Source organism: Sporosarcina luteola (assembly GCF_007991495.1).
In the GTDB taxonomy this organism is placed as follows: Bacteria; Bacillota; Bacilli; order Bacillales_A; family Planococcaceae; genus Sporosarcina; species Sporosarcina luteola.
Map to the genome: position 1 here is coordinate 51509 of NZ_BJYL01000033.1, position 21188 is coordinate 72696.

Genomic DNA, 21188 nt, shown 5'->3' on the forward strand with positions numbered 1-21188 from the left:
CTATTCTCGACTCGTCTTTTATTTCAAAGCTTCCAATAAAGAACGTGCTTTGTTCACCGTTTCCTTGTATTCAAGGGTGGGAATGGAATCCTTCACTATCCCTGCCCCCGCCTGCACAGTTGCTACTCCGTTCTGCACCGTCATCGTTCGGATCGTCAGCGCAAAATCGATATTGCCATTCAATCCGATATAGCCGATTGCACCTCCGTATATGCCCCGCGGCTCATCCTCCAAATCTGAAATGATATCCATCGCAAGCTTTTTCGGTGAACCCGTCACCGTTCCCGCTGGCAGTGTCGCCTTCAACGCATCGAGTGCATGGAGTCCCGATGCGAGTGTTCCCTCGACTTCCGAAACAAGATGCATAACATGTTCGTATCGAACGGTTGCCATATACTTAGAAACCATGACTGATAACGGTTCACAAATTCCTTTCATCTCTTCTTTGCTCACCTCGACTAACATATCGTGCTCTGACAGCTCTTTCGGATCGTTTCGCAGTTCGTTTTCCAGAGCCTGATCCTCATTTGCATCACGACCCCGCCGCCGTGTTCCCGCAATTGGATTCGTCATTACTATTCCATCCGTCACTTTTATAAGACTTTCGGGAGAAGCACCGATGACGATATGATCGGGAAATTCCATATAGTACATGTACGGTGATGGGTTCTTCTTGCGCAGTTTTCGGTACAGAGCGAATGGGTCGCCTTCAATATCCGCTTCAAGTTTGCGCGAGAGAACGACCTGCTCGACTGTTCCTTTTTTGATGAACTCCTTCGCTTGGCGAACTCGGTCTTCAAATTCCGATTGCGACAGCGCGCAACGGTAATCCGAAATCGTGATACCCCTTTCCTCCTCTACCGGGCCATTTGTAATGAGGTTCTCCAGTTCATCTAAATCAGGCTTCGTGTATTCGGGGTGGATTTCGGTATGAAGTAGCGTCACTTCATTTAACTGGTGATCAAACACAATCACCGTGTCGTAAACGTTGAAATACACATCAGGCGCTTCATTGGAACGGGTATTTTTCTCTTCCGCCGCCCCGTACCCAACATATCCGACAGCCCCTCCCATGAACGGATACTCTCCACACTCCGCAATTCGCGGCATCAATCTTTTTAGAAGTGTATACAAATCTCCTTCATGCACGTATGTCTTCTCCGTCGCGTACACGTACTCTTCCAACCGCCCATTTCCTCCGCGATACGCCTTCATCGGATTCACCCCGATGAACGAATAGCGCCCCGATCCCTCATGCTGCGAAGAACTCTCCAATAAGAAACGGTGCCTCCCTTGCAAACGCCTGAAAATTAGGATTGGCGTCAACGAATCCCCTTCAATTTTCTGCTTTGTAATACGTAAACTCGTCTTTTCCATACTCAGCTCTCCTCTTCTAATTGTTCTTGTGTAGTTATTGATCATTTCCCAGTGGATATCGTTCATTTCCCGGAAGTTATTGATCATTTGGGAATGGTTATCAATCATTTCCCGAAAGTTATCGATCATGTCCCAGAAGTTATTGTCATTTCATGACCTTTTACCTAGTCACTCCTTTGAATAAAACCTTTAATTTGTCAAATACACTTGGCGCGATGAACAGCACATCATCCAAACAGCTCCCCGCGACAATATTCACGCATAAATCCGGTGAATCACGCATAATCCGGGGCATTCACGCATAAATTGCGCATTCCACGCATATCCCGAAATACGCGCGCATAAATCCATGAAATCACGCATAAAAAACAAAAAAGCCCTCTGCAAAAGGACAAAAAAGTCCAATTGCAGAGGACGGGTTACCCGCGTTGCCACCTCTATTTGAAGCCATCATAAAACAGCTTCCACTCGGCGCGCCTAAAAAAGACACCTCCCGTAACGTGGGAAAGACGTCCGTCCGGAAAATTCCAGACAGCTCTCATAAGTCCATTCACACCGGCCACGAATCAGTTTCCACCACCCACTGACTCTCTACATCGCGATTCCGTTGCTACTCCTCTTATTCAACAATTTCTCAGCTATGCTCTTCTCAACTCGACTCATCTGTTCCTGGGCGGCGCCGCTCCCGGCCCCTCTACCCTCTCCGAACAAAAAAAGTTATATAGAATGTTACTAAGGGTTCTGTTAATTGTCAACCTTTAAATAAATTTATGCATCCTCTTCACTTTGTATAACTGTACTTCTAGCTGTACAATGAAGAAAAGAAATCCGAAAATAGGTGAACCTCATGCGTATCAATAAATTTTTAAGCGAAGCCGGCATCGTCTCCAGACGCGGCGCAGATAAATGGATCGAAGACGGACGCGTCACAATCAATGGCCAACCCGCCGAACTTGGAAGCAGGGTGGAACCCGAAGATGAAGTCAGTGTCGACGGAAAACCGGTGAAAACTGAAGAACAGCTCGTCTATATCGTTCTTAATAAACCTGTCGGCGTCACAAGCACAACCGAACGCCATATCGAAGGGAACGTCGTCGATTTCGTCAACCACCCGCTCCGCATCTTCCATATCGGGCGACTCGACAAAGACTCCGACGGCTTGTTGCTTCTTACAAATGACGGCGACATCGTCAATGAAATCCTGCGTGAAGAACACGGTCACGAAAAGGAATATATCGTCACCGTCGACCGACCGCTCACGAAGGAATTCATTCACAAAATGGAATCCGGCGTCGAAATCCTCGACACAATAACGAAACCATGCAAAGTGAAGCAACTCGGCCCACGTAAATTCAACATCACGTTAACACAAGGCCTGAACCGCCAAATCCGCCGCATGTGCTCAGCACTCGGCTACAACGTCAGACGCCTCCAGCGTACACGGATCATGAACATCCATCTCGGCAATTTGCCAATCGGACAATGGCGAGACTTGACGGATATGGAACTGAAGGAAATGTTTCAAATGCTGGATTATGAGCCGAAACGATAAATCATACAAATCCCCTTCTCTTGCAACAGTTAGCCAAAGGTTGTATAATTCAGACATATACTTCGTACAATAAAAAGAACCACCCGGTTGCAGCCGAGTGGTCAGGGTAATTGTCAGGTTCCCTATAAGGGGACGGCTATATCGGTTGGAATAACCCATCCAAAATGAGCTCCGAACTCAAGGATGGGTTATTTCTTTCTATCATTTGACAGTATCAAGACAACTAATGTTGCAAGACCAATTGCAACCATTAATGATTCGAATACTGACATGGGCATCACCCCCTTTCGAAAAGGGATGAGCCGTCCATCCTTAAGTCACCTATTCAATTACACTTACTCTTTAATTATAGCACATACACTCCAATTAACTAATTATTATGACGGATAATGTCATGTATTCAGGTCACTTGCATTAGCGGGCAAACAATTGTATAACTCAGATAAAGAATTCATAAACTAAAAAGAACCACCCGGTTGCACCGAGTGATCACAGCAATTGATAGGTTCCCTGTATCAAGTGAAATAACCCGTCCGATGTGAGCGCTGCATTCAAGGATGGGTTATTTATTTTTGTCATTTGACAGTATCAAGAATTCACATCGCCGCTGTAACCGACTTCCCTTTCCTCACAACCCTGTCCCCAAAACTTAATCCGACATAAGCTGCAATCAAAAGGAATGCCATTGCTCCGAACAGTATGACACAGCCCATATACAAACTGATTGACGGATTGTTCAGCAGCGTCATAATCTCTCCGTTGACGACTTTCGGGATGTTGAGATAGAGAAACGGCGAATACTGTGCGAAGTCGTCCAATTTCCAGCTTACTAAATACCCTGCTAAATTAATCAATCCAGTCAGTGCGTACACGACTAACGGCTGGCGGATGAAGAGTCCCAGGACATTCGTCAATGCAAGCAGGAACAAAGCGACACAAACATATAACAAGAGGGACTTCAACAAAAATTCTCCAAGCGGCATAAAATGATAGCCGCCCTCGAATGCCCGCTGTCCTGTAAAATCAAACGATTGGAATTCCTTTCGGCTATGATAATGCAGCACCGGATACATCCAGTCTCCGAACCGGTTGAACACCGTTCCGACTAACACGGCAAAAAGGAAAACAACAATCGCGCTCCCGACCGCAATGATAGAACTGAAAAGCACCTTCCCAAGGAAAAGGGAACGCTTCATAATCGGCAATGTCACAAGCATTTGCAACGTCGGTCTCTTCCCGCGTTCACCCGAAAAGCCTGCGCCTACGAGGATAAGGAATAAAAGCATTGGAATGAAATATAGATAGTCCCGGAAATACATGAAGAGCGAAAACAATCCGCTATGATCTACTTTCCGGTTCGCCTGTTCATTCCACTTCTTCTCCTTCCGGTGTTCCTCCTTCCATTGGTCATGGATATTCGGTATATAGGTACCCGCAAAGACCGGTTGAATCGTATGCTCTTTCATCCACTCTTTTTGCGCAATTGCTGTTTCATAGCCGAAAATAGTGTACGGGCTGTAGTTATGCTTTTTCATCTCTATTAAGCTTTCAAGATATCGATGGTCATTGGACAGCTGATAATCATAAAGTGGGTCCCACTCCTGCTTTTCATAGCCATCCAACGCTTGCTTGGCAAGCGCGGCTTCTTCACGGGCAACATTTATATTCCCTTGAATGTATTCAATATTATGCCCATATATGAAATCCCCGTCTTCACCTCTTGCATTCGCTTCTGCTATCAGCTTCTCCATTTCCTCGATGGATTCCAAATAGTAAGCAATGAGTCCCGTATCATTCTCCGCCTCCTCTACAATCGACGCTAACCCTTCAAGCGCTTCATTTTCCTTCTCTTTCACTTGTTCCGCAAAATAGAAGTAACCGACAATAACCGCTATGGATAGAACAATCAATGACTGCCCAACAAGCCCCCTTCGCTTCGTCTTCCGCCATTCAAACAGACTATTATTCCATATGGATTGGAGATGTGTCATCTTTCCTTTATGGTACGGCTTCAGTTCCTGGGCCGATTTAAATAAACCACGTTCGCCTTCACGCAATAAAATGGCTACCGCTAGCAATAAAATACACCACAGAAACGCCGAAACTGCATACAGCCATATCGGATGGATCGGCATTTCGGTCAAAAACCTGTCCGCGCGGAAAAACTGGAAGGGGTTCCAAGGTATCTGCGTGATCGGCAGAGCATCCGTCAGTACAACGCCGATCATTGTAAGGAACCCTGTCAGCATGATTGTTGAAAATGAGCTTCTTAATTGCGTACCGATTAAAAGCAACAAGGCAAAAAGGAATGCCCCCGCTCCCAGAAATAAAATCGTCACATTCAACAAATGTTGCCAAATGGGAATAAGGGAGAAAGAATCACCTGTTTCCAGAAACGTTGGATACAACAAGTCATTGAATGTGTCTCCGAAAACAACCGGAATCACCCATCCGCCAATCGCTATGACTACTAAATAGAAAAACGTCACAGATAACAATCCGGCATACTTCGCAAGCAGCAATTTCCATCTACGAAGTGGCTGCGTCCTTAACGTCAATAATGTCTGCTGCTCCTTCTCCGACGTGTAGGCGTTTCCGAAAAGGAGTAATAGCAACAAAAGTCCGGCCGGTCCTAGCAAAATGGGAGTTATCTCACTCATTTGCAAGGCAGGGGACACCGGATCAGTTTCGTTGGCATACGGCAAATCATGCTTCACCAAATAAGCATTCTTATCGATAGCCTTTTCTCGTTCTACGCCCTCTAAAGTAGTAAAGACTCCACCGGCATCCTCATATTTTTCCAATAGCGAGTAGAATTCATTCTCGACTTGTGGTATTTCATCCCAACGCTTTCCGTAGATGGCGCTCTTCCATTGAAACGTGGACGTCGCCATATTGTTCAAGATATCAAATTGCTTTGCCTGTTCCTCCGTCAATCTGTTCTCTCGGTCCAACGGCAAGAGCTGCGCGTATAATTGATCAACCTTTAGAACAATTGGAAGGATCTTTTCCTCTGCCTCTTTTGACATTAAATCCTGCTCGATGTTATTTTGGTAAAAAAACCAGCCAACAGATAAGAGTACAAGAACCATTAACCAAACAAACTTCTTCTGCCGCAGGATCTTCTTCAGCTCAAACTTGAACAAGCTCATCTGCCTTTGCCTCCGTGAAAATCTTGCGGTAGCGCTCTTCCGAACCAAATACTTTCTTCTCAATATCGTCTATGACAATGTATTCGCGATTTAATATGTGCAAAACTTTATCCAACCCTACATCACGGCGATAAATATGCAATCGTCCATCGACCACTTCGACAGGAATGCTCGCTGCTATAAGCGCCTTTTCAGCTTTTTCCGTTTTATCCACCGCAATCTGGTAACGAACCTGCTCAAACTCCTCCATATTTTCTTGAATCAAATTCCCTTTCTTGAGGAATAAAATCGACGATGTCACCCGATCAATTTCTGCCAAGTTATGCGAGGACAATAGAATCGTCGTCCCTTCATCGCGCAAAGCAAGAAGCAATTCCCGTACACGAATGGCGCTCGTCGGATCGAGCCCGTTGAGCGGCTCATCCAGAATCATCAGTTTTGGCTTATTCACGACAGCCATCGCAAGCAACAAATGTTGCTTCATCCCAAGCGAATAGTTCTTCACCTTTTTATTCAAATAACTTGTAATTCCGATCCGGTCCGCCGTCGCCAACAATTGCTTCTTCGACAGGCCTTGCACATCGCAGATGAACTGCAAATGATCGTATCCCGTCAAATAATCGTATAGCACCGTATTGTCCTGCATGAACGAAATCTCCCGAAAAATATTCGGATCCCGATTGTTCTTCCCAAGAACCGTTACTTTCCCTTTATCTGCAGGCAGCAAGTTCGTAATGATGTTCATCAACGTTGACTTCCCCGACCCATTCGGCCCCACAAGTGCAATGATCTGCGGTTCTTCGATCTCAAATGTAATCCCCCTCAACACATGTTCCTTGCCATATGATTTGTACACATCTTTTACTGATAAAATCATACGTAGCCCCCCTTTTTAAGTTTTCCAGTCCAATTAACTCCATTCTACTATACTTCCAAGTAGATTTGGATGAAATTTCAAACAAATCAAAAAAACACATGCGTGAAAATCCAAATATAACACTCTCCCGCTAGTTATCGATCATTTCCGAGCAGTTATCGGTCATGTTCACAACTTTATCGGTCAACTTTCGTAAGTTATCGTCGTTTCAAGACCTTTGAACTACCTGAATTATTGCCTGCCTGCCATGGAAGGCTGCTATTTATTCAAGTCGAACAACTAAACAGCTGTTTAATGCATGTTTTCAGCAGTGACACTTGCACAAGTTATAAACAAATTTATCTGGAAACCAAAACTATTGATGTGAAAAACTCTAATTGAGCAAAAAAACAACCTGCCAAAAATAATAATTTCGGCAAGTTGTTTAGCAATCCGCTACCTCGATTTAACTGATTTTCAACAAATCCTGTTCATGCATGCAATCTATGAGTTCCTGTACGGCGACTTCTCCAGCATGCATCCATCTGTCTTTATTCGTAATCTTGCCGTCTTTGTCAATCGGGGGTTGAAATTGGTTGAAGCCCGCGACATTCAGCATGGACGTCTCATCCCGGTCCAGTCCGATATGCACGACATGCTTGATGATATACGGCGTGCGGAATCGAATGACGGCCTCGTAATGGTCAAGCTCACCTTCCATGACGGAAAACGGGATTCTCACATAAATTGTTTCCCCGCCCTCCTGGCATAAAATATGATCGAAATATCCTTGATGGTAGTCCCAATTGCCGCCCATATGATACCCAAGCCCGCGGATGCAGTCCCTTACAAGGCCGAACGACGCAATCTGTCCTTCCAGCCCCGTCTGTAATTTCAACATGATGTCTCCTCCTTTTGAATGATTCGCTATACAGCATTCACAAAAGAAGGGGGAGACATACTTAAGAATGAAGCCGGTTATCCTACCTCCTTAACGGCAATACTTTGAAGAAATCATTTTCAATCAATGGAGGAAGAGGATTTGACAACAATCCATAACACGCAAGTGCAATCGAATAACAGGGGGACATTTGCGCGTCGAAACCTATGGTCAGGTATTTTGTTCGGACTAGGTTTTGTTGCGTTTCTCGATGAGACATTATTCCATCAGCTGCTTCATTGGCATAAGTTTTACGATAAATCGACTGTCGCGGTTGGTCTCATATCAGATGGATTATTTCACGCATTCAGCTGGTTTGCGACAGTCGGTGGCTTATTTCTCGTTGCCGATCTACGAAGGCGTGATGCATTATGGCATAAGATGTGGTGGGGAGGGAAGTTACTTGGCGCCGGGGCTTTTCAGCTTTACGACGGCATTATCCAGCATAAAGTCATGCGCATCCATCAAATTCGATACAATGTCGATATTTTACCGTATGATCTCGTCTGGAATATTTCTGCAGCTGTCATGATTATGGCCGGTATCGGTTTGATTGCAAGTGCGAAACGCGACAAGCGTGAAGGGAAAGGAGCGTTTTCCAATGCATGATGCTCACTTTCTGTTGACTGATCTGCTTTTTGGCTTTTCAGCTCTGCTTGCGATCGGACTATATATTGGCGCCGTGTTACTCACGAATGGACGGGGACGACTTCGTAAATGGCCTTTGCACCGATCGTTTTCTTTTGTAGCAGGTGTGCTTCTTGCTGTGATGGCAGTCGTCGGCCCATTCGCACGTCTGTCCCATGATGATTTCACAACCCACATGGCGGGACATTTATTGCTCGGAATGCTCGCTCCGCTTCTCATTGCACTCGCTGCGCCTATGACCTTATTATTGCGCACACTCAACGTTCGTTTAGCAAGAAAACTCAGCAGACTGTTGCAAAGTTCGTTCGTAGGATTCTTCACCCATCCGATCGTTGCTTCTATCTTGAACATTGGCGGGTTATGGCTTCTCTATACGACCGGTTTATATTCAGCGATGCATACAAACATTTGGCTACATATCGTTATTCACATCCACGTCTTCCTAGCCGGCTATTTATTCACAATCTCTTTGATTTATATTGATCCGGTCTTCCACCGTTTCAGTTTTACGTACAGAACTGTCGTTTTCATTGTCGCACTTGCAGGTCATGGCATCTTGTCAAAATTCATCTACGCCTACCCGCCGGCGGGAGTGCCGGTAGAACAGGCAAGGACCGGCGCCATGCTGATGTATTATGGTGGTGATGCAGTCGATTTGCTGCTGATTTTCATCCTATTCAAGCATTGGTATCAATCTGTTCGTCCTCGGAAACTCGTTTTAGGGGTGGGGAAAACAGTGTAGCTGCTTTCGGGGAGTTATCAGTCACTTTCAAGCGTCATCGTTGTTTCATAACTATTTACTTTTCAAACGTGTCACCTATTCTTCCTGAATTCAACTAGCAAACCCTCTATTATTTCTCCGCCCCCTATGTCATAGTAATAATGGGAATATTTCTATTAATGGAGGTATGACAATGGAGAAGTTAGTGAAGTTACGTGACAGATTTGATGAATTAGGAATTGACGGGATGCTAATTACAGATCCCTATAACCGAAGATATTTGACGGATTTCACCGGAACTGCGGGGACGGTGCTTGTTTCAAAGTCAGAGGCGTTATTATTGGTTGATTTCCGTTATACCGGCCAGGCGAATGCGCAAGTGACAGATTTTACTGTGAAAGAAATCGATCGATCCATCATTTATGAGGAGATTTCAGCGCTTGCGGAAAGCTTAGGAATCAAGAAGCTCGGATTTGAACAACAGCATCAATCTTATTTTTATTACACCCAGCTTTTGAAGAAAGTAAAGGCGGAGCTTGTGCCTGTCTCGGATGTTGTTGAAAAACTGCGGATGATTAAAAATGAATGTGAAATGACCATTTTGAAAAAAGCTGCAGAAATTGCAGACGCCTCATTCGAGCATATTTTGACGTTCATTCAGCCAGGTCGCACGGAGATTGAAATCGCGAATGAATTGGAATTCCATATGAGGAAATTGGGCGCGACGTCTTCCTCGTTCGATATGATTGTCGCATCCGGCGTGCGTTCCGCATTGCCGCATGGAGTGGCGAGTGACAAGATTGTGGAGCAAGGTGATATGGTGACGTTGGATTTTGGTGCTTACTATAAGGGATATTGCTCCGACATGACAAGAACCGTCGCAGTCGGTGAGCCTGATCCAAAGCTGAAGGAAATCTATTCAATCGTTCATGATGCTCTTGAAAATGCGCTGTCGGGCATCAAAGTTGGCATGACTGGCAAAGAAGCGGATGCATTGACGCGTGATTTGATTAGTGAAAAAGGGTATCGCGACAATTATGGGCATGGCATGGGGCATGGGATTGGCTTGTATATCCACGAAGATATTTTCATGAATCCGACATGTGAACTGATTGTTGAGGAAGGAATGGTGTTGACGGTCGAGCCGGGCATTTACATTCCGGGCCTTGGCGGGGTACGGATTGAAGATGATATTATCATGAAAAAAGATGGGATTGAGATCATTACAAAATCGCCGAAAGAGTTGATTATTCTTTGATCGGCACATAAATGGACTTCCGTGTTGGCGGAAGTCCATTTTAATTGGCGTTTCGTGGGATTTAGTTCATTTCCGGATAGTTTTCGGTCAAGTTCACAATTTTATCGGTCACCCGGTGCAAGTTATCGTTCAACTGCGTCGAGTTATCGGTCACTTTCTGAAAGTTATCGTCATTTCATTACCTTTTACCTATCAGAAAACTCGGCCTATCCTATTAAACAAACAACACCGCAGACAAGTAAACAACAAACGTAACCGTTACAGCACTCAACACGGTTGAAAACAGAACTGTCTGCGCCGCCAAATCCGAATATACGTCATATTCCAGAGCGAGCGACGAGCTGTTTCGAGATGTCGGGAATGAACTTGCGATGAAGAGGGATTGCGCGACGACACCATCCAGCCCAAATAGAAAAATGAGTAGCAGTGAAACAGCGGGACCGATGATCAGCCTCCCGATGCTGCTCACGAGAACTGTCCGATTGATGATCGTTTTGAACTCGATTTGGGCAAGTTGTGCGCCCAATAAGACGAGCGCGATTGCGAGAAACGCATCCGCCAGATGGCTGATAGGTGCCCAGATAAATGTCGGAATCGGAGCACGCAGCCAATTTAGCAGGCCACCAAGGAGCATCGCATGGATAATCGGCATTTTCAAAAGTGATTTCAAGATTTCCAACCCAGACTTTGTCGCGGAAATTAAGTTATAAAGTCCATATGTATACGTTAATACGTTTTGAAAGACCATCACAATAATTTGGATGGAGATGCCGAGTGGGTTCGCTTGAAATAGTAATTGACTCACCGGTATCCCGTAGTTCCCCGAGTTGATTAATGATATGCTGTTTTTGAATATTGCCGATTCCCCTTTATCCAACTTTAACAGTTTGCTGATGACAGCAGTAACGACGATGATCGCCAAACTGAAGACAATCAGATAACCAACGATTTCAACCAGAACTTGGACGTCAATCTCCGTCTCGTACAGGTTGATGAATACGGCGGCCGGCATTAAGCAGTATGTGATTAAATTCGAAACTGCCCGCAGATTGAATTGGAATTTCTTTTGTAGGACTGCGCCTACAACTACTAGAATTAAGATCGGGACGATGATATTTATAAAAATGGTTCCTATGAACATGACGGCCTCCTGTCTTCGTGCATCTATTACAGATGAGTATACAGTATTCTTGTTAATGGAAGGAGATTGAAAATTTAAAAGGACTTCCTTTGTAAGTGGAAGTCCTTTTTGGAGCGTTTTCTATTCGATCTATCAATATCGTTCATTTCCCTGAAGTTATCGGTCACCCGGCGCAAGTTATCGGTCAATGTCACAAAGTTATCGGTCACCAGGCGCGAGTTATCGGTCACTTCTCAAGGGTTATCGTCGTTTCATGACTTTCAACCTACGAACAACAAGTTTTTATTTGTCAAAGGCACTTGGCGCGAGGCGGATTTCCTCAATCACGCATTGCCCCGCGGTCGGCAGCTCACTCCGCAGTGATCCTCGCCTGTTTCCCAGTGAAATCTTCCTCCGGATAATACGCATCTTTCACCAACAGATTCGGTCCTAGGCATTTCACGGCAGGACAATGGCAGCCGATCGACTTTGCTAGCGGACGGTCCAACCATCTATCTAGCATTTCCGGCAGTGAATCATGCTGGATATTGCCCATCGGAGGCGTATCGCCGAAATCGGTTACGATGACGTCGCCCGTGAAAATGTTGACGTTTAGACGGGAGCGTCCGTCGGGGTCATTGCGCACAGAGACATTTTTGCTGTTGTATATACGCTTCAACAATTTCAAATCCTCTTCGTTCGAGCTGCACGGGTAGAACGGCAATGTGCCGAACAGCATCCACACGTCTTCATCCCGCATATCCAATAATTGATGAATCGCTTCTCGCGTTTCAGTTAGCGAAAGCACTTCCAGCTGTGAAGCAAAGTCGCTTGGGTACATTGGGTGCACCTCATGCCTCGCGCACTTCATCTCCTCGACGATTTGGCGATGGATATGGCCGAGATGTGGCAGCGTCCGCTTATTCAACATCGTTTCAGCGGAAACCATCACACCCGCCTCCGCCAATGCGCGGCTATTGTCGATCATCCGTTGGAACTGCTCGGCACGGCGTTCCCTCGGCGGCTTCCTTTCCATATTCGCGAATCCACCGTCTACAAAATCATCAACGGTTCCCCAGTTATGGGAGATATGCAGAACGTCCAAATAAGGGGCAACCCCCATATAACGCTCAAGCGGCATCGTCAAATTCGAATTCATTTGTGTTCTGATGCCGCGTTCATGTGCATATTTCAATAAAGGCAAGACGTATTGTTCAATCGATTTTTTCGAGAACATCGGCTCGCCGCCCGTTATGCTGATCGTCCGTAAATGCGGGATTTCGTCAAGGCGGGATAGCAGCAGCTCGATCGGCAATGCATCTGGATCTTTATGTTGCAGCATATAGCCGACCGCGCAATGCTCACATCGCATATTACATAAATACGTCGTCGTAAATTCAATGCTCGATAATGTCAATTTACCAAGTTCCTGCACATCCAAGTATGCTTCCCACGGATCATAGGCAGGTGACATTTTTTGAAGTGTAGCTATATTTTTCATTTCTATATGACTCCCTACTCGTTTAATAGACCAATAAATAAGTATGAGCTTCATTTCCGGCTTTTGCAACCTCACTCCTTATATTTAAAAAAACAAAAAGTATCAGGATGGCATCCTCTCAATACTTTTTGTCTGCCTTGAATTTTTCAACATTTACATAGCATTATTTCATTGCCATCTGGATCCCTGAAATTAAACCAATGATCATTTTCAATACCTGTCGTCAACTCAACTTGCCTGGACTGCATCTCTTCATAAGCCTTTTGAATATCATTTGAATTTAAATGGAACATCGGTGCTTTGAGCGGCCCTGTTTTCTGAAACAGCTTACTGTCTAATACGAGGTTTACACCTTCCATTTGGATCACATATAGATGCCCGAATTGAATATCTTCTACTGGAGCGATGCCAAATAGGTTACAATACCAGTCCCGTGATTTTTCTATGTCCTGCACTGGCAAAAAGACCGTTCCAATTTCATTCATGATTGATTTCACTTCATAACTTCCTTTCGAGTAAAGTGATGTTTATAGAACCGGATCATACAAAAAAACATCGATCATATCAGTGCTTTGTTCATGTTCTGGATTGTATTCTTCTATTGTCCATTGATCTAGTAACCTTCTGAAACCTGCTTGCGCAATTTCTTCATGAAGATTTGCATATGCTTGGTGGAGATCCTTTGCCGCACCGACGTATCGAAGTGCAGCATATTTACTTGGTTCTATCGAAAGACCTTCCAATCCATCCTTGATATTTTCAATTTCTTCAACTTGCAAGCAGACCCAATAGCCATCTTCAGAAGGTCGTGCATCGACTTTAAAAAATCCCAAAATCCGTTCTTGATCGATCGGTTTTGCAATTTCCGAAGTCCGAGCTTTTAATTCCCCAACCGTCTCTGGTATCTTCACTTGATAATCTTCCAATGAATCACATTGCAGACGAATACCGACAAACTTCATTTCTCCCTTTTCAACAAGCTGCATTCCATACTTCCCCTTTTCTTATTGTTTTCTTTCATTATGTACTATAACTGATATTTTTGAAAATGAAGGGAACTTCTTCTTGCTTGTATGTTATACTGCGATTAAACGAAGGGATTGGAAGTTTATGAAAAAGACTAAAATAATAATACCCTTCCTATTACTATGCACCATTATCAGTGCCTATTATTTTTCCAACAATAACTCATGCATGAGGAAAGCACCCCATTACGATTCCTTTATATATTTTAATCAACCAGTCGGTCAGTTTGAAATGAGTCAAAACATTGCTGATGAATCAATCGATGAGAAGAAGTATAAGCGATTTAAACGTACGGAAGATGGAATGAAGGCGCTGTTTCGGATAAATCTTATGGAGTGGAAAGACGGTCGATTTTATTATCAGCTTCATCACAGAAACAGTTATCATGAGCCTTCTACGATGACCTTTTTAGCTAACTCCTCCCGTGTCAATGTCAGTTCTGTACCTGTTTGGGTGAATGGGATTAAATAATAAGAAAGCAGCCTCCAATTTAAATAGGAAGCTGCTTTTTCATTCATACATTCACCATCTCTAAAAACTGCTGTGTGCGCTCGTTTGTGGAGTGGTTAAAAAACGTTTCGGGGTCGGCATCCTCGATGATGCACCCTTCGTCCAGCATGATAATACGGTCCGCTACTTCTTTCGCGAACTTCATTTCATGCGTCACAACGACCATCGTCATTCCTTCGTCGGCAAGGTCCTGCATGACTTGGAGCACTTCGCCGACAAGCTCCGGGTCAAGTGCGGATGTCGGTTCATCGAACAATAACGCTTTCGGTTCCATTGCAAGCGCCCGCGCAATGGCAACCCGCTGTTTCTGACCGCCCGATAATTTATTCGGATAGACATCCGCCTTATCAGACAGCCCAACCTTTTCCAATAGGGAGAGCCCCAATTCCTTCGCCTTCCCCTTTTCTTCCTTTTTGACAATCAACGGCGCTTCCATAATATTTTCAAGCACCGTCTTATGTGGGAACAAGTTGAAATGTTGGAATACCATACCGACCTCTGCTCGGACTTTTGATAAGTCATCTTTCTTCCGATCGATTGCACGGCCGTCAATTATAATATCCCCTTCTTGCGCCTTTTCAAGGAAATTCAGGCAGCGTAGCAACGTACTCTTCCCAGATCCACTCACTCCGACGAGAACGACGACTTCGCCCGGATTGATGTCGATATCGATTCCTTTCAGCACTTCGAGATTGCCGAATGATTTGTGGAGATTTTTTGTTTTGATCATGTAATTTCCTCCCTGCCTACGATTCATCCACGTTCAATTTATTCTCATACAACTTCAATAGCCACGTGAATATGAGGACGAGAACGAGGTAATACATACCGACGACCAAGAATGTCTCGAACTGCATAAAATTAGACGCCGCTTCACGGTTCGCCCTTCCGAACAACTCCGAAACCCCAATGAGGTATACAAGAGATGAATCTTTCAATGTAATGATAAACTGGTTTCCTAGCGGCGGAATCGCCCTGCGCAACGCTTGCGGAAAAATGATTCGGCGCATCGCCTGCGTCCGGTTCATGCCAAGTGCAAGGCTTGCCTCCCGCTGTCCACGATCTATCCCCTGGATGGCTCCCCTGAAAATCTCTGCAATGTAAGCACCATTATGGACACCTAAAGCAATCGCTCCTGCCCAGAAATTGGACAGGACAACGATTGACGTAATTCCAAAATAGAGGAACATGATCTGCACGATAAGCGGTGTTCCGCGGATAATTGTAATATATAAGTTTGCAATCGTTTGTAATACTTTTGAGTGTGATATTTTCATCAAGGCAAAGATAATTCCAAACAAGGTTCCTAATATAACAGCAACAGCCGTAATTTCTAACGTGATCAGTACCGCTTGCAGGAAGCCTTCATACGTGCTCATGAATACATCATATAATCTGTTCAACATTTCAAGCACTGGCAACTCCCTCTTCCCATTTCAGAATCAGTCATTATTCTAGTAGTTCTGCATCCTCCAAATTGATATCCAATAGATTACGACCGAACCACTTCTGTGAAATTTCATCGTAAGTACCATCATCAATAATTTCTTGGAGCGCATCATTAATCGCGTCACGGAGCTTTTCGTTATCCTTTTTCACCGCAATCGATGGCTGTTCGACCCATAACGGGTTGCCTACTTCTTTAATAGCAAATCCATTGTCAATCGCTTCAAAACCTACGATATCCGCTGTGATAACAGCATCCAACCGATTTTCAATTGTCAAATCCTGCAAGGCTACAACATCACTTGCGTAATACTGGATATCGTCTGACAGTGTTTTTGCCGGTTCTTCATACGTAGATTGTGAAACGACTCCAATCTTCTTTCCTTTCAAATCCTCCGGAGACTTGATGTCATCATTGTCTTTCGCAATCCAAATCATCCCGCCGGAATAATAGTAAGGGTCTGTAAATGCTGCCTGTTCAGCACGTTTTTTTGTGTACGCCATTGATCCTATAATTGCATCGTATTTATTTGCAACTAGGCCTTGAAGAATTGTCTCGAACGGATTTGTCACAGGGTTCGGCTCCAAATCCATCTTCTCAGCAATTGCTGCCCCTATTTCCATATCAAACCCTGTCAACTCTCCATTCTCTTCGAAGTTGAAAGGTTTATATAATCCACTTGCCGCATATGTCAATTTCCCTTTTTTCACAAGGCCGTACTCATTATCACTCGCTTCCCCATTGCCATCTCCACATGCAGCGAGTACTAGCATTGCTGCCATCAGTAAGAATAATAATGTCTTCCATTTCCTCATACGAAAAACTCCCTTTTGTCGACCGATGTCGATTTTTTTGCCTGCTTGCCTACTAACTCTATTTCCCTATCATTTTTCAGATAAACCTACTTTTTTCGTTATCAATCATGTCGAGCTGTTGTTTACCACCGAATGACTACAATTTAACCTTAAAACCGTTGAGGAAAAATGCTAAAAATCAGTTATCACCACTTACAGGGGCGTTATCACCGCTCAGCGACTGTTTATCACCACTCGGGATAACATTATCACCGCTTAGCAACTGTTTATCACCACTCCAAGTGGCATTATCACCGTTCGCCATGTTGCGGCAATCAGTTACAAAATGGTCTCAAGTATTCTACAACTCTGTTTATCTGCATTGGATTAAGGGGAATAGACAGGTTAGCTAGTCTTTCATTCAACAATAAAGCGAGGTGGGAGAGTCATGACGTTAAATGGAGATAATGAAAAGGTCTCACATGCGATTGTCCATGTCTTAAAAGAAGGGCAAAAAGAGACGTTCCAAAAAATCATTAGTGAATTGTCCCCCTATGACATTTCTTTGCACTATCGAAGTTTGCCGCGCAAGCGTAGAATTCTTTTTTTGGAATGGCTCTCTTTGGAGCAACTTGTGACCCTTCTCAGATACTTGACACGCAATGAACAGCTGCGTGTATTAAAAAAGATTGGACCTGTACGGTCTACGGAACTGTTGGAAGTTTTGAAAAGTGATGATCTCGCCTATCTACTTTCCGATTTGCCGGATAAAGAAGTGAATCAGCTGATTGCGCAAATGAGGGATGAGGAAAAGAAAGCGATACGCAAGAAAATGAAGTATCCGAAAAAGTCTGCCGGGCGGGTGATGATCAGTCAATATGTATGGGTGCACACTTCCTATACCGTTCGGAAGACGATTGACAAATTAAAGCATTTCAATGAGTTTGCACATTATTTAAATTACGTGTATGTGATTGATGATGAGAAGAAATTGATCGGTGTCGCTTCATACCGTGATTTGCTGTTATGCGAGCCCGAAAATGACATTACTGAAGTGATGACGACGGATATTATAAAGGTCAAAGATATGTCGAAACAGAGTGATGTCGCGAAAATGATTGGGCGACATGATTTTCTTTCCGTGCCCGTTGTCAATGATGACAATATTTTGGTCGGCATCATTACTGCGGATGATGTGCTTGATATCGTCATGCGGGAAGCGAATGAGGATATTGAAATGCTATTTGCTTCTGGAAAGGAAATCGACTTTCATACGAAGCCGATTTCAGCAACGCTTAAACGGTTGCCATGGCTCATCCTGCTTTTATTCATCGGTCTCGTCTCCGGCAGCATCATTTCAAAATTCGAAGCGACACTTGAAGCCGTCGTCGCCCTCGCCTTCTTCATGCCGATGATTGCGGGAATGACAGGAAACACCGGCACCCAATCGTTGGCGGTCGTTGTCCGTGGTCTAGTGACGGAAGAGATGACCTTCAAAAAGTCGATTGGCCTCATTTTCCGCGAACTGCTCGTCGGTATCATGCTCGGGGTTGTCTGCGGTGCTGTCATCTCGGTCATCGCCTACATTTGGCAAGGCAGCTTCACGCTTGGACTCGTCGTAGGATCGTCCCTAGTCGCAACACTGATCATCGGAACATTTGCCGGAACCGTCATCCCGTTGATTCTGAATAAATTCAAAGTCGACCCGGCCGTCGCATCCGGCCCACTCATCACTACAATTAACGACATCCTGTCCTTACTCATCTATTTTGGAATTGCAACAATGTTCATCTCCAAACTGATGTAATTGAAATTTAAAAAAGGCCGTCTCTGTACAAAACAGAAGACGGCCTTTTAAGTGGCGGTATTTATATTAATTCGATTGGTTGTAAACTAGTTCTTCGACACGCGGTCGCATTGTGCCGTGTTGCATTAGATTCGTGTGCCAGGAAAATGCTTTCTCAAGTACATGAGGTGTGTGGCCGCCTCTTTCCAATGCTTCGGAAAAATACGCCCACAGCTGCTCGCGGTACATTGGGTGTGCGCAATTTCCGATGATCAATTCAACACGCTCCCTTGGCGCAAGTCCACGCAAATCCGCGTACCCATGCTCTGTCACGATGACATCGACATCATGCTCCGTATGATCGACGTGGGAGACGAATGGCACGATGCTTGAGATATCACCGTTCTTAGCAACCGATTTCGTAACAAAAATAGCAAGTCTGGCATTTCGGGCGAAGTCACCTGAACCGCCGATGCCATTCATCATCTTCGTCCCTGTCACATGCGTCGAATTGACATTCCCATAAATGTCCAGTTCCAACGCTGTATTAATAGAAATTAAACCGAGTCGGCGGATAATTTCCGGATGGTTTGAAATTTCCTGCGGACGCATAATTAATTTATCACGATATTGATCCAGGTTATTGAAGACCTTGTCCATCTTCTCCTCTGACAACGTAATCGACGCACAAGAGGCAGTGCGAATCTTACCTGCATCAATCAAATCAAAAACGGCATCCTGCAATACTTCCGAATACACTTCAAGGTCCTCGAATTCCGAATCTAACAAACCGTGAAGCACTGCATTTGCCTGGGAGCCGATTCCTGATTGCAGTGGTGCCAATCGATTCGTCAACCTTCCCGATTCCACTTCTGAACGCAAGAACGACAACAAATGCTCAGCCATAATTTCTGTTTCTTGGTCCGGCGGTGTAATCGTTGATGCAGAATCCTTTTGGTGCGTGAATACGATTCCCTTCACTTTTTCAACATCAATCGGAATGCCCATTGTCCCGATCCGGTCCTCCACTTTCGTCAATGGAATCGAATTCCGCTCGCCTTGTTTGCCCGTGTCATACAAATCATGGATGCCTTCCCACTCCGCAGAGTGCGCTGTATTTATTTCAATGATGATCGATTTTGCATGCATTGCAAACGACAATGAATTACCGACAGATGTCGATGGGATGATCATTCCATCCTCCGTAACTGAAACCGCTTCCAAAATCGCAAAATCGATCGGTTCGATGACACCCGCGCGAATCCATTCTGCTGTGTGGGATAAATGATGGTCCACAAAAAGAAGTTCCCCGTCATTAATGCCATTACGCATCGCTTTTTCCGCCTGGAACGGCAACCGTTTGTTAACAATGCCTGCTTCGGCAAACAATCGATCGATATCCGAACCGAGTGAAGCCCCTGTAAACACATTCACTTTGAATTTCTCAGTCTCTGCACGTTTCACCAACGCCATTGGAACCGCTTTCGCATCACCCGCACGCGTGAATCCGCTTAATCCTAACGTCATTCCGTCCTTAATCCAAGACGCAGCCTCTTCAGGTGAAACGACTACATCTCTCAACTTCTCCAATCTAATGCGCTCCATTTGATTATCCATTCAACAACTGCCCCTTTTCATAACTTTTAGATAATCTTATCGTATCCAAATGTTCGAAAGGGAAATTGTGAATGAAAGAGGATTTAATCGACTAAACGCCTTAAAACTACGTCCTAGGCAGCATATCACAGCAACCATTTTAGATCCTCTTTTTGAATAAATCCCTTTAAAAACCTAATAACTTCCTAAAATAACTCGAATACGACTGACTCACCGGGATTTTCGTACCGTCATTCATCGACAATACAAACGTTGAATGCGTGTCTGGAAAAATGGCTTTAATACGCGTAACATTAACAATGAACGATCTATGGCAACGGACAAATAGCTCATGCGGCAGCACATACTCGAAGTTTTGCAATGAATTCTTATGGGTACCAGTAATATGATCGGCCACAACAACCGTCTTCCGGTCCTTCACTTCAATATAATGCACTTCGGCAAAAGGGACAGGCACCCAACCGTCCTGCGTCTTCAATGTTACAACTGACTTCCCTTCCGTATAAGCAGGATAAATAGCGACAACGCATCCGTCCAAGACGCCGTCATTATGAAACGGGACAGCCATGCCATGATAAGGGACGCCGAACACATCACGGTTAATGAACTCAGAAACTTTCTGCCCTTCCGTAAGCGCTTTGTAGGCAATCGTCCCTTCCTTTATAGGATCACCCGGTCGAATTTTCAAATCGATCCGTTTGCTCGGACGGTAATAAATATATTCTTTTGTATTGGATACGACAATGGAGATTTCATCTGCAAATAATTCCCCGACCACATCCATGAGGGAATCCAAATTCAACATGACCATCCAAACTCCTTTCGCATAGCTATATATGTTATGATTTCAGGCGTGTCGATTAACCATTATTATACAGTAAAT

At 44.5% G+C, this 21188-nt stretch carries 19 protein-coding genes and 1 other annotated feature; of the genes, 5 read left to right on the forward strand and 14 right to left on the reverse strand.

Annotation, left to right across the window (positions count from 1 at the left end):
* Positions 1 to 18: 18 nt before the first annotated feature.
* Positions 19 to 1377 (reverse strand): anthranilate synthase component I family protein, encoded by a 1359-nt coding sequence (locus tag SLU01_RS12470; RefSeq protein WP_147058850.1) that lies wholly within the window; start codon positions 1375 to 1377, stop codon positions 19 to 21.
* 407 nt (positions 1378 to 1784) lie between these two features.
* Positions 1785 to 2013: a binding site (T-box leader), on the reverse strand.
* A gap of 211 nt (positions 2014 to 2224) precedes the next feature.
* On the opposite strand from SLU01_RS12470, the gene rluF reads away from it, so the two are divergent.
* Positions 2225 to 2929 carry a 23S rRNA pseudouridine(2604) synthase RluF gene (gene rluF / locus SLU01_RS12475; protein ID WP_147058806.1) on the forward strand — a complete coding sequence of 235 codons (705 nt, stop codon included), beginning with the start codon at positions 2225 to 2227 and terminating at the stop codon, positions 2927 to 2929.
* A gap of 596 nt (positions 2930 to 3525) precedes the next feature.
* On the opposite strand, the gene SLU01_RS12480 is transcribed toward rluF, so the two are convergent.
* The 3 genes from SLU01_RS12480 to SLU01_RS12490 form a co-directional block, all read right to left on the reverse strand.
* The gene (locus SLU01_RS12480) at positions 3526 to 6081 is read right to left on the reverse strand and encodes an ABC transporter permease subunit (RefSeq protein ID WP_147058808.1); all 2556 of its coding nucleotides are present in this window, start codon (positions 6079 to 6081) and stop codon (positions 3526 to 3528) included.
* On the reverse strand, positions 6062 to 6958 hold the full coding sequence (locus SLU01_RS12485; RefSeq protein ID WP_147058811.1) for an ABC transporter ATP-binding protein: 897 nt from the start codon (positions 6956 to 6958) through the stop codon (positions 6062 to 6064). Before SLU01_RS12485 ends, SLU01_RS12480 begins: the two co-directional genes overlap by 20 nt.
* Before the next feature lie 445 nt (positions 6959 to 7403).
* Positions 7404 to 7838, reverse strand: a complete 435-nt coding sequence (locus SLU01_RS12490; RefSeq protein WP_147058813.1) for a YugN family protein — start codon at positions 7836 to 7838, stop codon at positions 7404 to 7406.
* Positions 7839 to 7988: 150 nt separating this feature from the next.
* Between SLU01_RS12490 and SLU01_RS12495 the strand changes: the two genes are divergently transcribed.
* The 3 genes from SLU01_RS12495 (at position 7989) to SLU01_RS12505 (ending at position 10504) form a co-directional block, all read left to right on the forward strand.
* A complete protein-coding gene (locus SLU01_RS12495) occupies positions 7989 to 8486 on the forward strand; it encodes a DUF2243 domain-containing protein (RefSeq protein WP_246110980.1) in 498 nt (165 codons plus the stop codon).
* Complete coding sequence (locus SLU01_RS12500) at positions 8479 to 9267, forward strand: cytochrome c oxidase assembly protein (RefSeq protein WP_147058818.1); 789 nt, start codon at positions 8479 to 8481, stop codon at positions 9265 to 9267. Before SLU01_RS12495 ends, SLU01_RS12500 begins: the two co-directional genes overlap by 8 nt.
* Positions 9268 to 9439: 172 nt before the next feature.
* A complete protein-coding gene (locus SLU01_RS12505) occupies positions 9440 to 10504 on the forward strand; it encodes a M24 family metallopeptidase (protein WP_147058820.1) in 1065 nt (354 codons plus the stop codon).
* 214 nt (positions 10505 to 10718) lie between these two features.
* Here SLU01_RS12505 and SLU01_RS12510 read toward each other — a convergent pair whose 3' ends face one another.
* The 8 genes from SLU01_RS12510 to SLU01_RS12540 all read right to left on the reverse strand — a co-directional run bounded on the left by SLU01_RS12510 (position 10719) and on the right by SLU01_RS12540 (position 16923).
* Positions 10719 to 11645: an AEC family transporter gene (locus tag SLU01_RS12510; protein WP_147058822.1), complete on the reverse strand. Its 927-nt coding sequence runs from the start codon at positions 11643 to 11645 to the stop codon at positions 10719 to 10721.
* Between the two features lie 349 nt (positions 11646 to 11994).
* The gene (gene yfkAB, locus SLU01_RS12515; protein ID WP_147058824.1) at positions 11995 to 13125 is read right to left on the reverse strand and encodes a radical SAM/CxCxxxxC motif protein YfkAB; all 1131 of its coding nucleotides are present in this window, start codon (positions 13123 to 13125) and stop codon (positions 11995 to 11997) included.
* A 146-nt stretch (positions 13126 to 13271) separates the two neighbouring features.
* On the reverse strand, positions 13272 to 13622 hold the full coding sequence (locus SLU01_RS12520; protein ID WP_147058826.1) for a VOC family protein: 351 nt from the start codon (positions 13620 to 13622) through the stop codon (positions 13272 to 13274).
* Positions 13623 to 13652: 30 nt separating this feature from the next.
* Positions 13653 to 14111 (reverse strand): GyrI-like domain-containing protein, encoded by a 459-nt coding sequence (locus SLU01_RS12525; RefSeq protein ID WP_147058828.1) that lies wholly within the window; start codon positions 14109 to 14111, stop codon positions 13653 to 13655.
* Positions 14112 to 14534: 423 nt separating this feature from the next.
* Positions 14535 to 14669, reverse strand: coding sequence for a hypothetical protein (locus SLU01_RS18365; protein ID WP_281288392.1), 135 nt, complete (start codon positions 14667 to 14669; stop codon positions 14535 to 14537).
* Positions 14666 to 15391, reverse strand: a complete 726-nt coding sequence (locus SLU01_RS12530; protein WP_147058830.1) for an amino acid ABC transporter ATP-binding protein — start codon at positions 15389 to 15391, stop codon at positions 14666 to 14668. Before SLU01_RS12530 ends, SLU01_RS18365 begins: the two co-directional genes overlap by 4 nt.
* Before the next feature lie 16 nt (positions 15392 to 15407).
* The gene (locus SLU01_RS12535; RefSeq protein WP_174842652.1) at positions 15408 to 16067 is read right to left on the reverse strand and encodes an amino acid ABC transporter permease; all 660 of its coding nucleotides are present in this window, start codon (positions 16065 to 16067) and stop codon (positions 15408 to 15410) included.
* 43 nt (positions 16068 to 16110) lie between these two features.
* Positions 16111 to 16923 (reverse strand): transporter substrate-binding domain-containing protein, encoded by an 813-nt coding sequence (locus SLU01_RS12540; RefSeq protein ID WP_147058834.1) that lies wholly within the window; start codon positions 16921 to 16923, stop codon positions 16111 to 16113.
* 427 nt (positions 16924 to 17350) lie between these two features.
* On the opposite strand from SLU01_RS12540, the gene mgtE reads away from it, so the two are divergent.
* Positions 17351 to 18709, forward strand: a complete 1359-nt coding sequence (gene mgtE / locus SLU01_RS12545) for a magnesium transporter (protein WP_147058836.1) — start codon at positions 17351 to 17353, stop codon at positions 18707 to 18709.
* Between the two features lie 66 nt (positions 18710 to 18775).
* Here mgtE and scpC read toward each other — a convergent pair whose 3' ends face one another.
* Together scpC and SLU01_RS12555 are read right to left on the reverse strand one after the other, a co-directional pair.
* Positions 18776 to 20305, reverse strand: a complete 1530-nt coding sequence (scpC, locus tag SLU01_RS12550; protein WP_147058838.1) for a succinyl-CoA:acetate CoA-transferase ScpC — start codon at positions 20303 to 20305, stop codon at positions 18776 to 18778.
* Positions 20306 to 20471: 166 nt separating this feature from the next.
* On the reverse strand, positions 20472 to 21116 hold the full coding sequence (locus SLU01_RS12555) for a LytTR family DNA-binding domain-containing protein (RefSeq protein WP_147058840.1): 645 nt from the start codon (positions 21114 to 21116) through the stop codon (positions 20472 to 20474).
* Positions 21117 to 21188 lie beyond the last annotated feature (72 nt).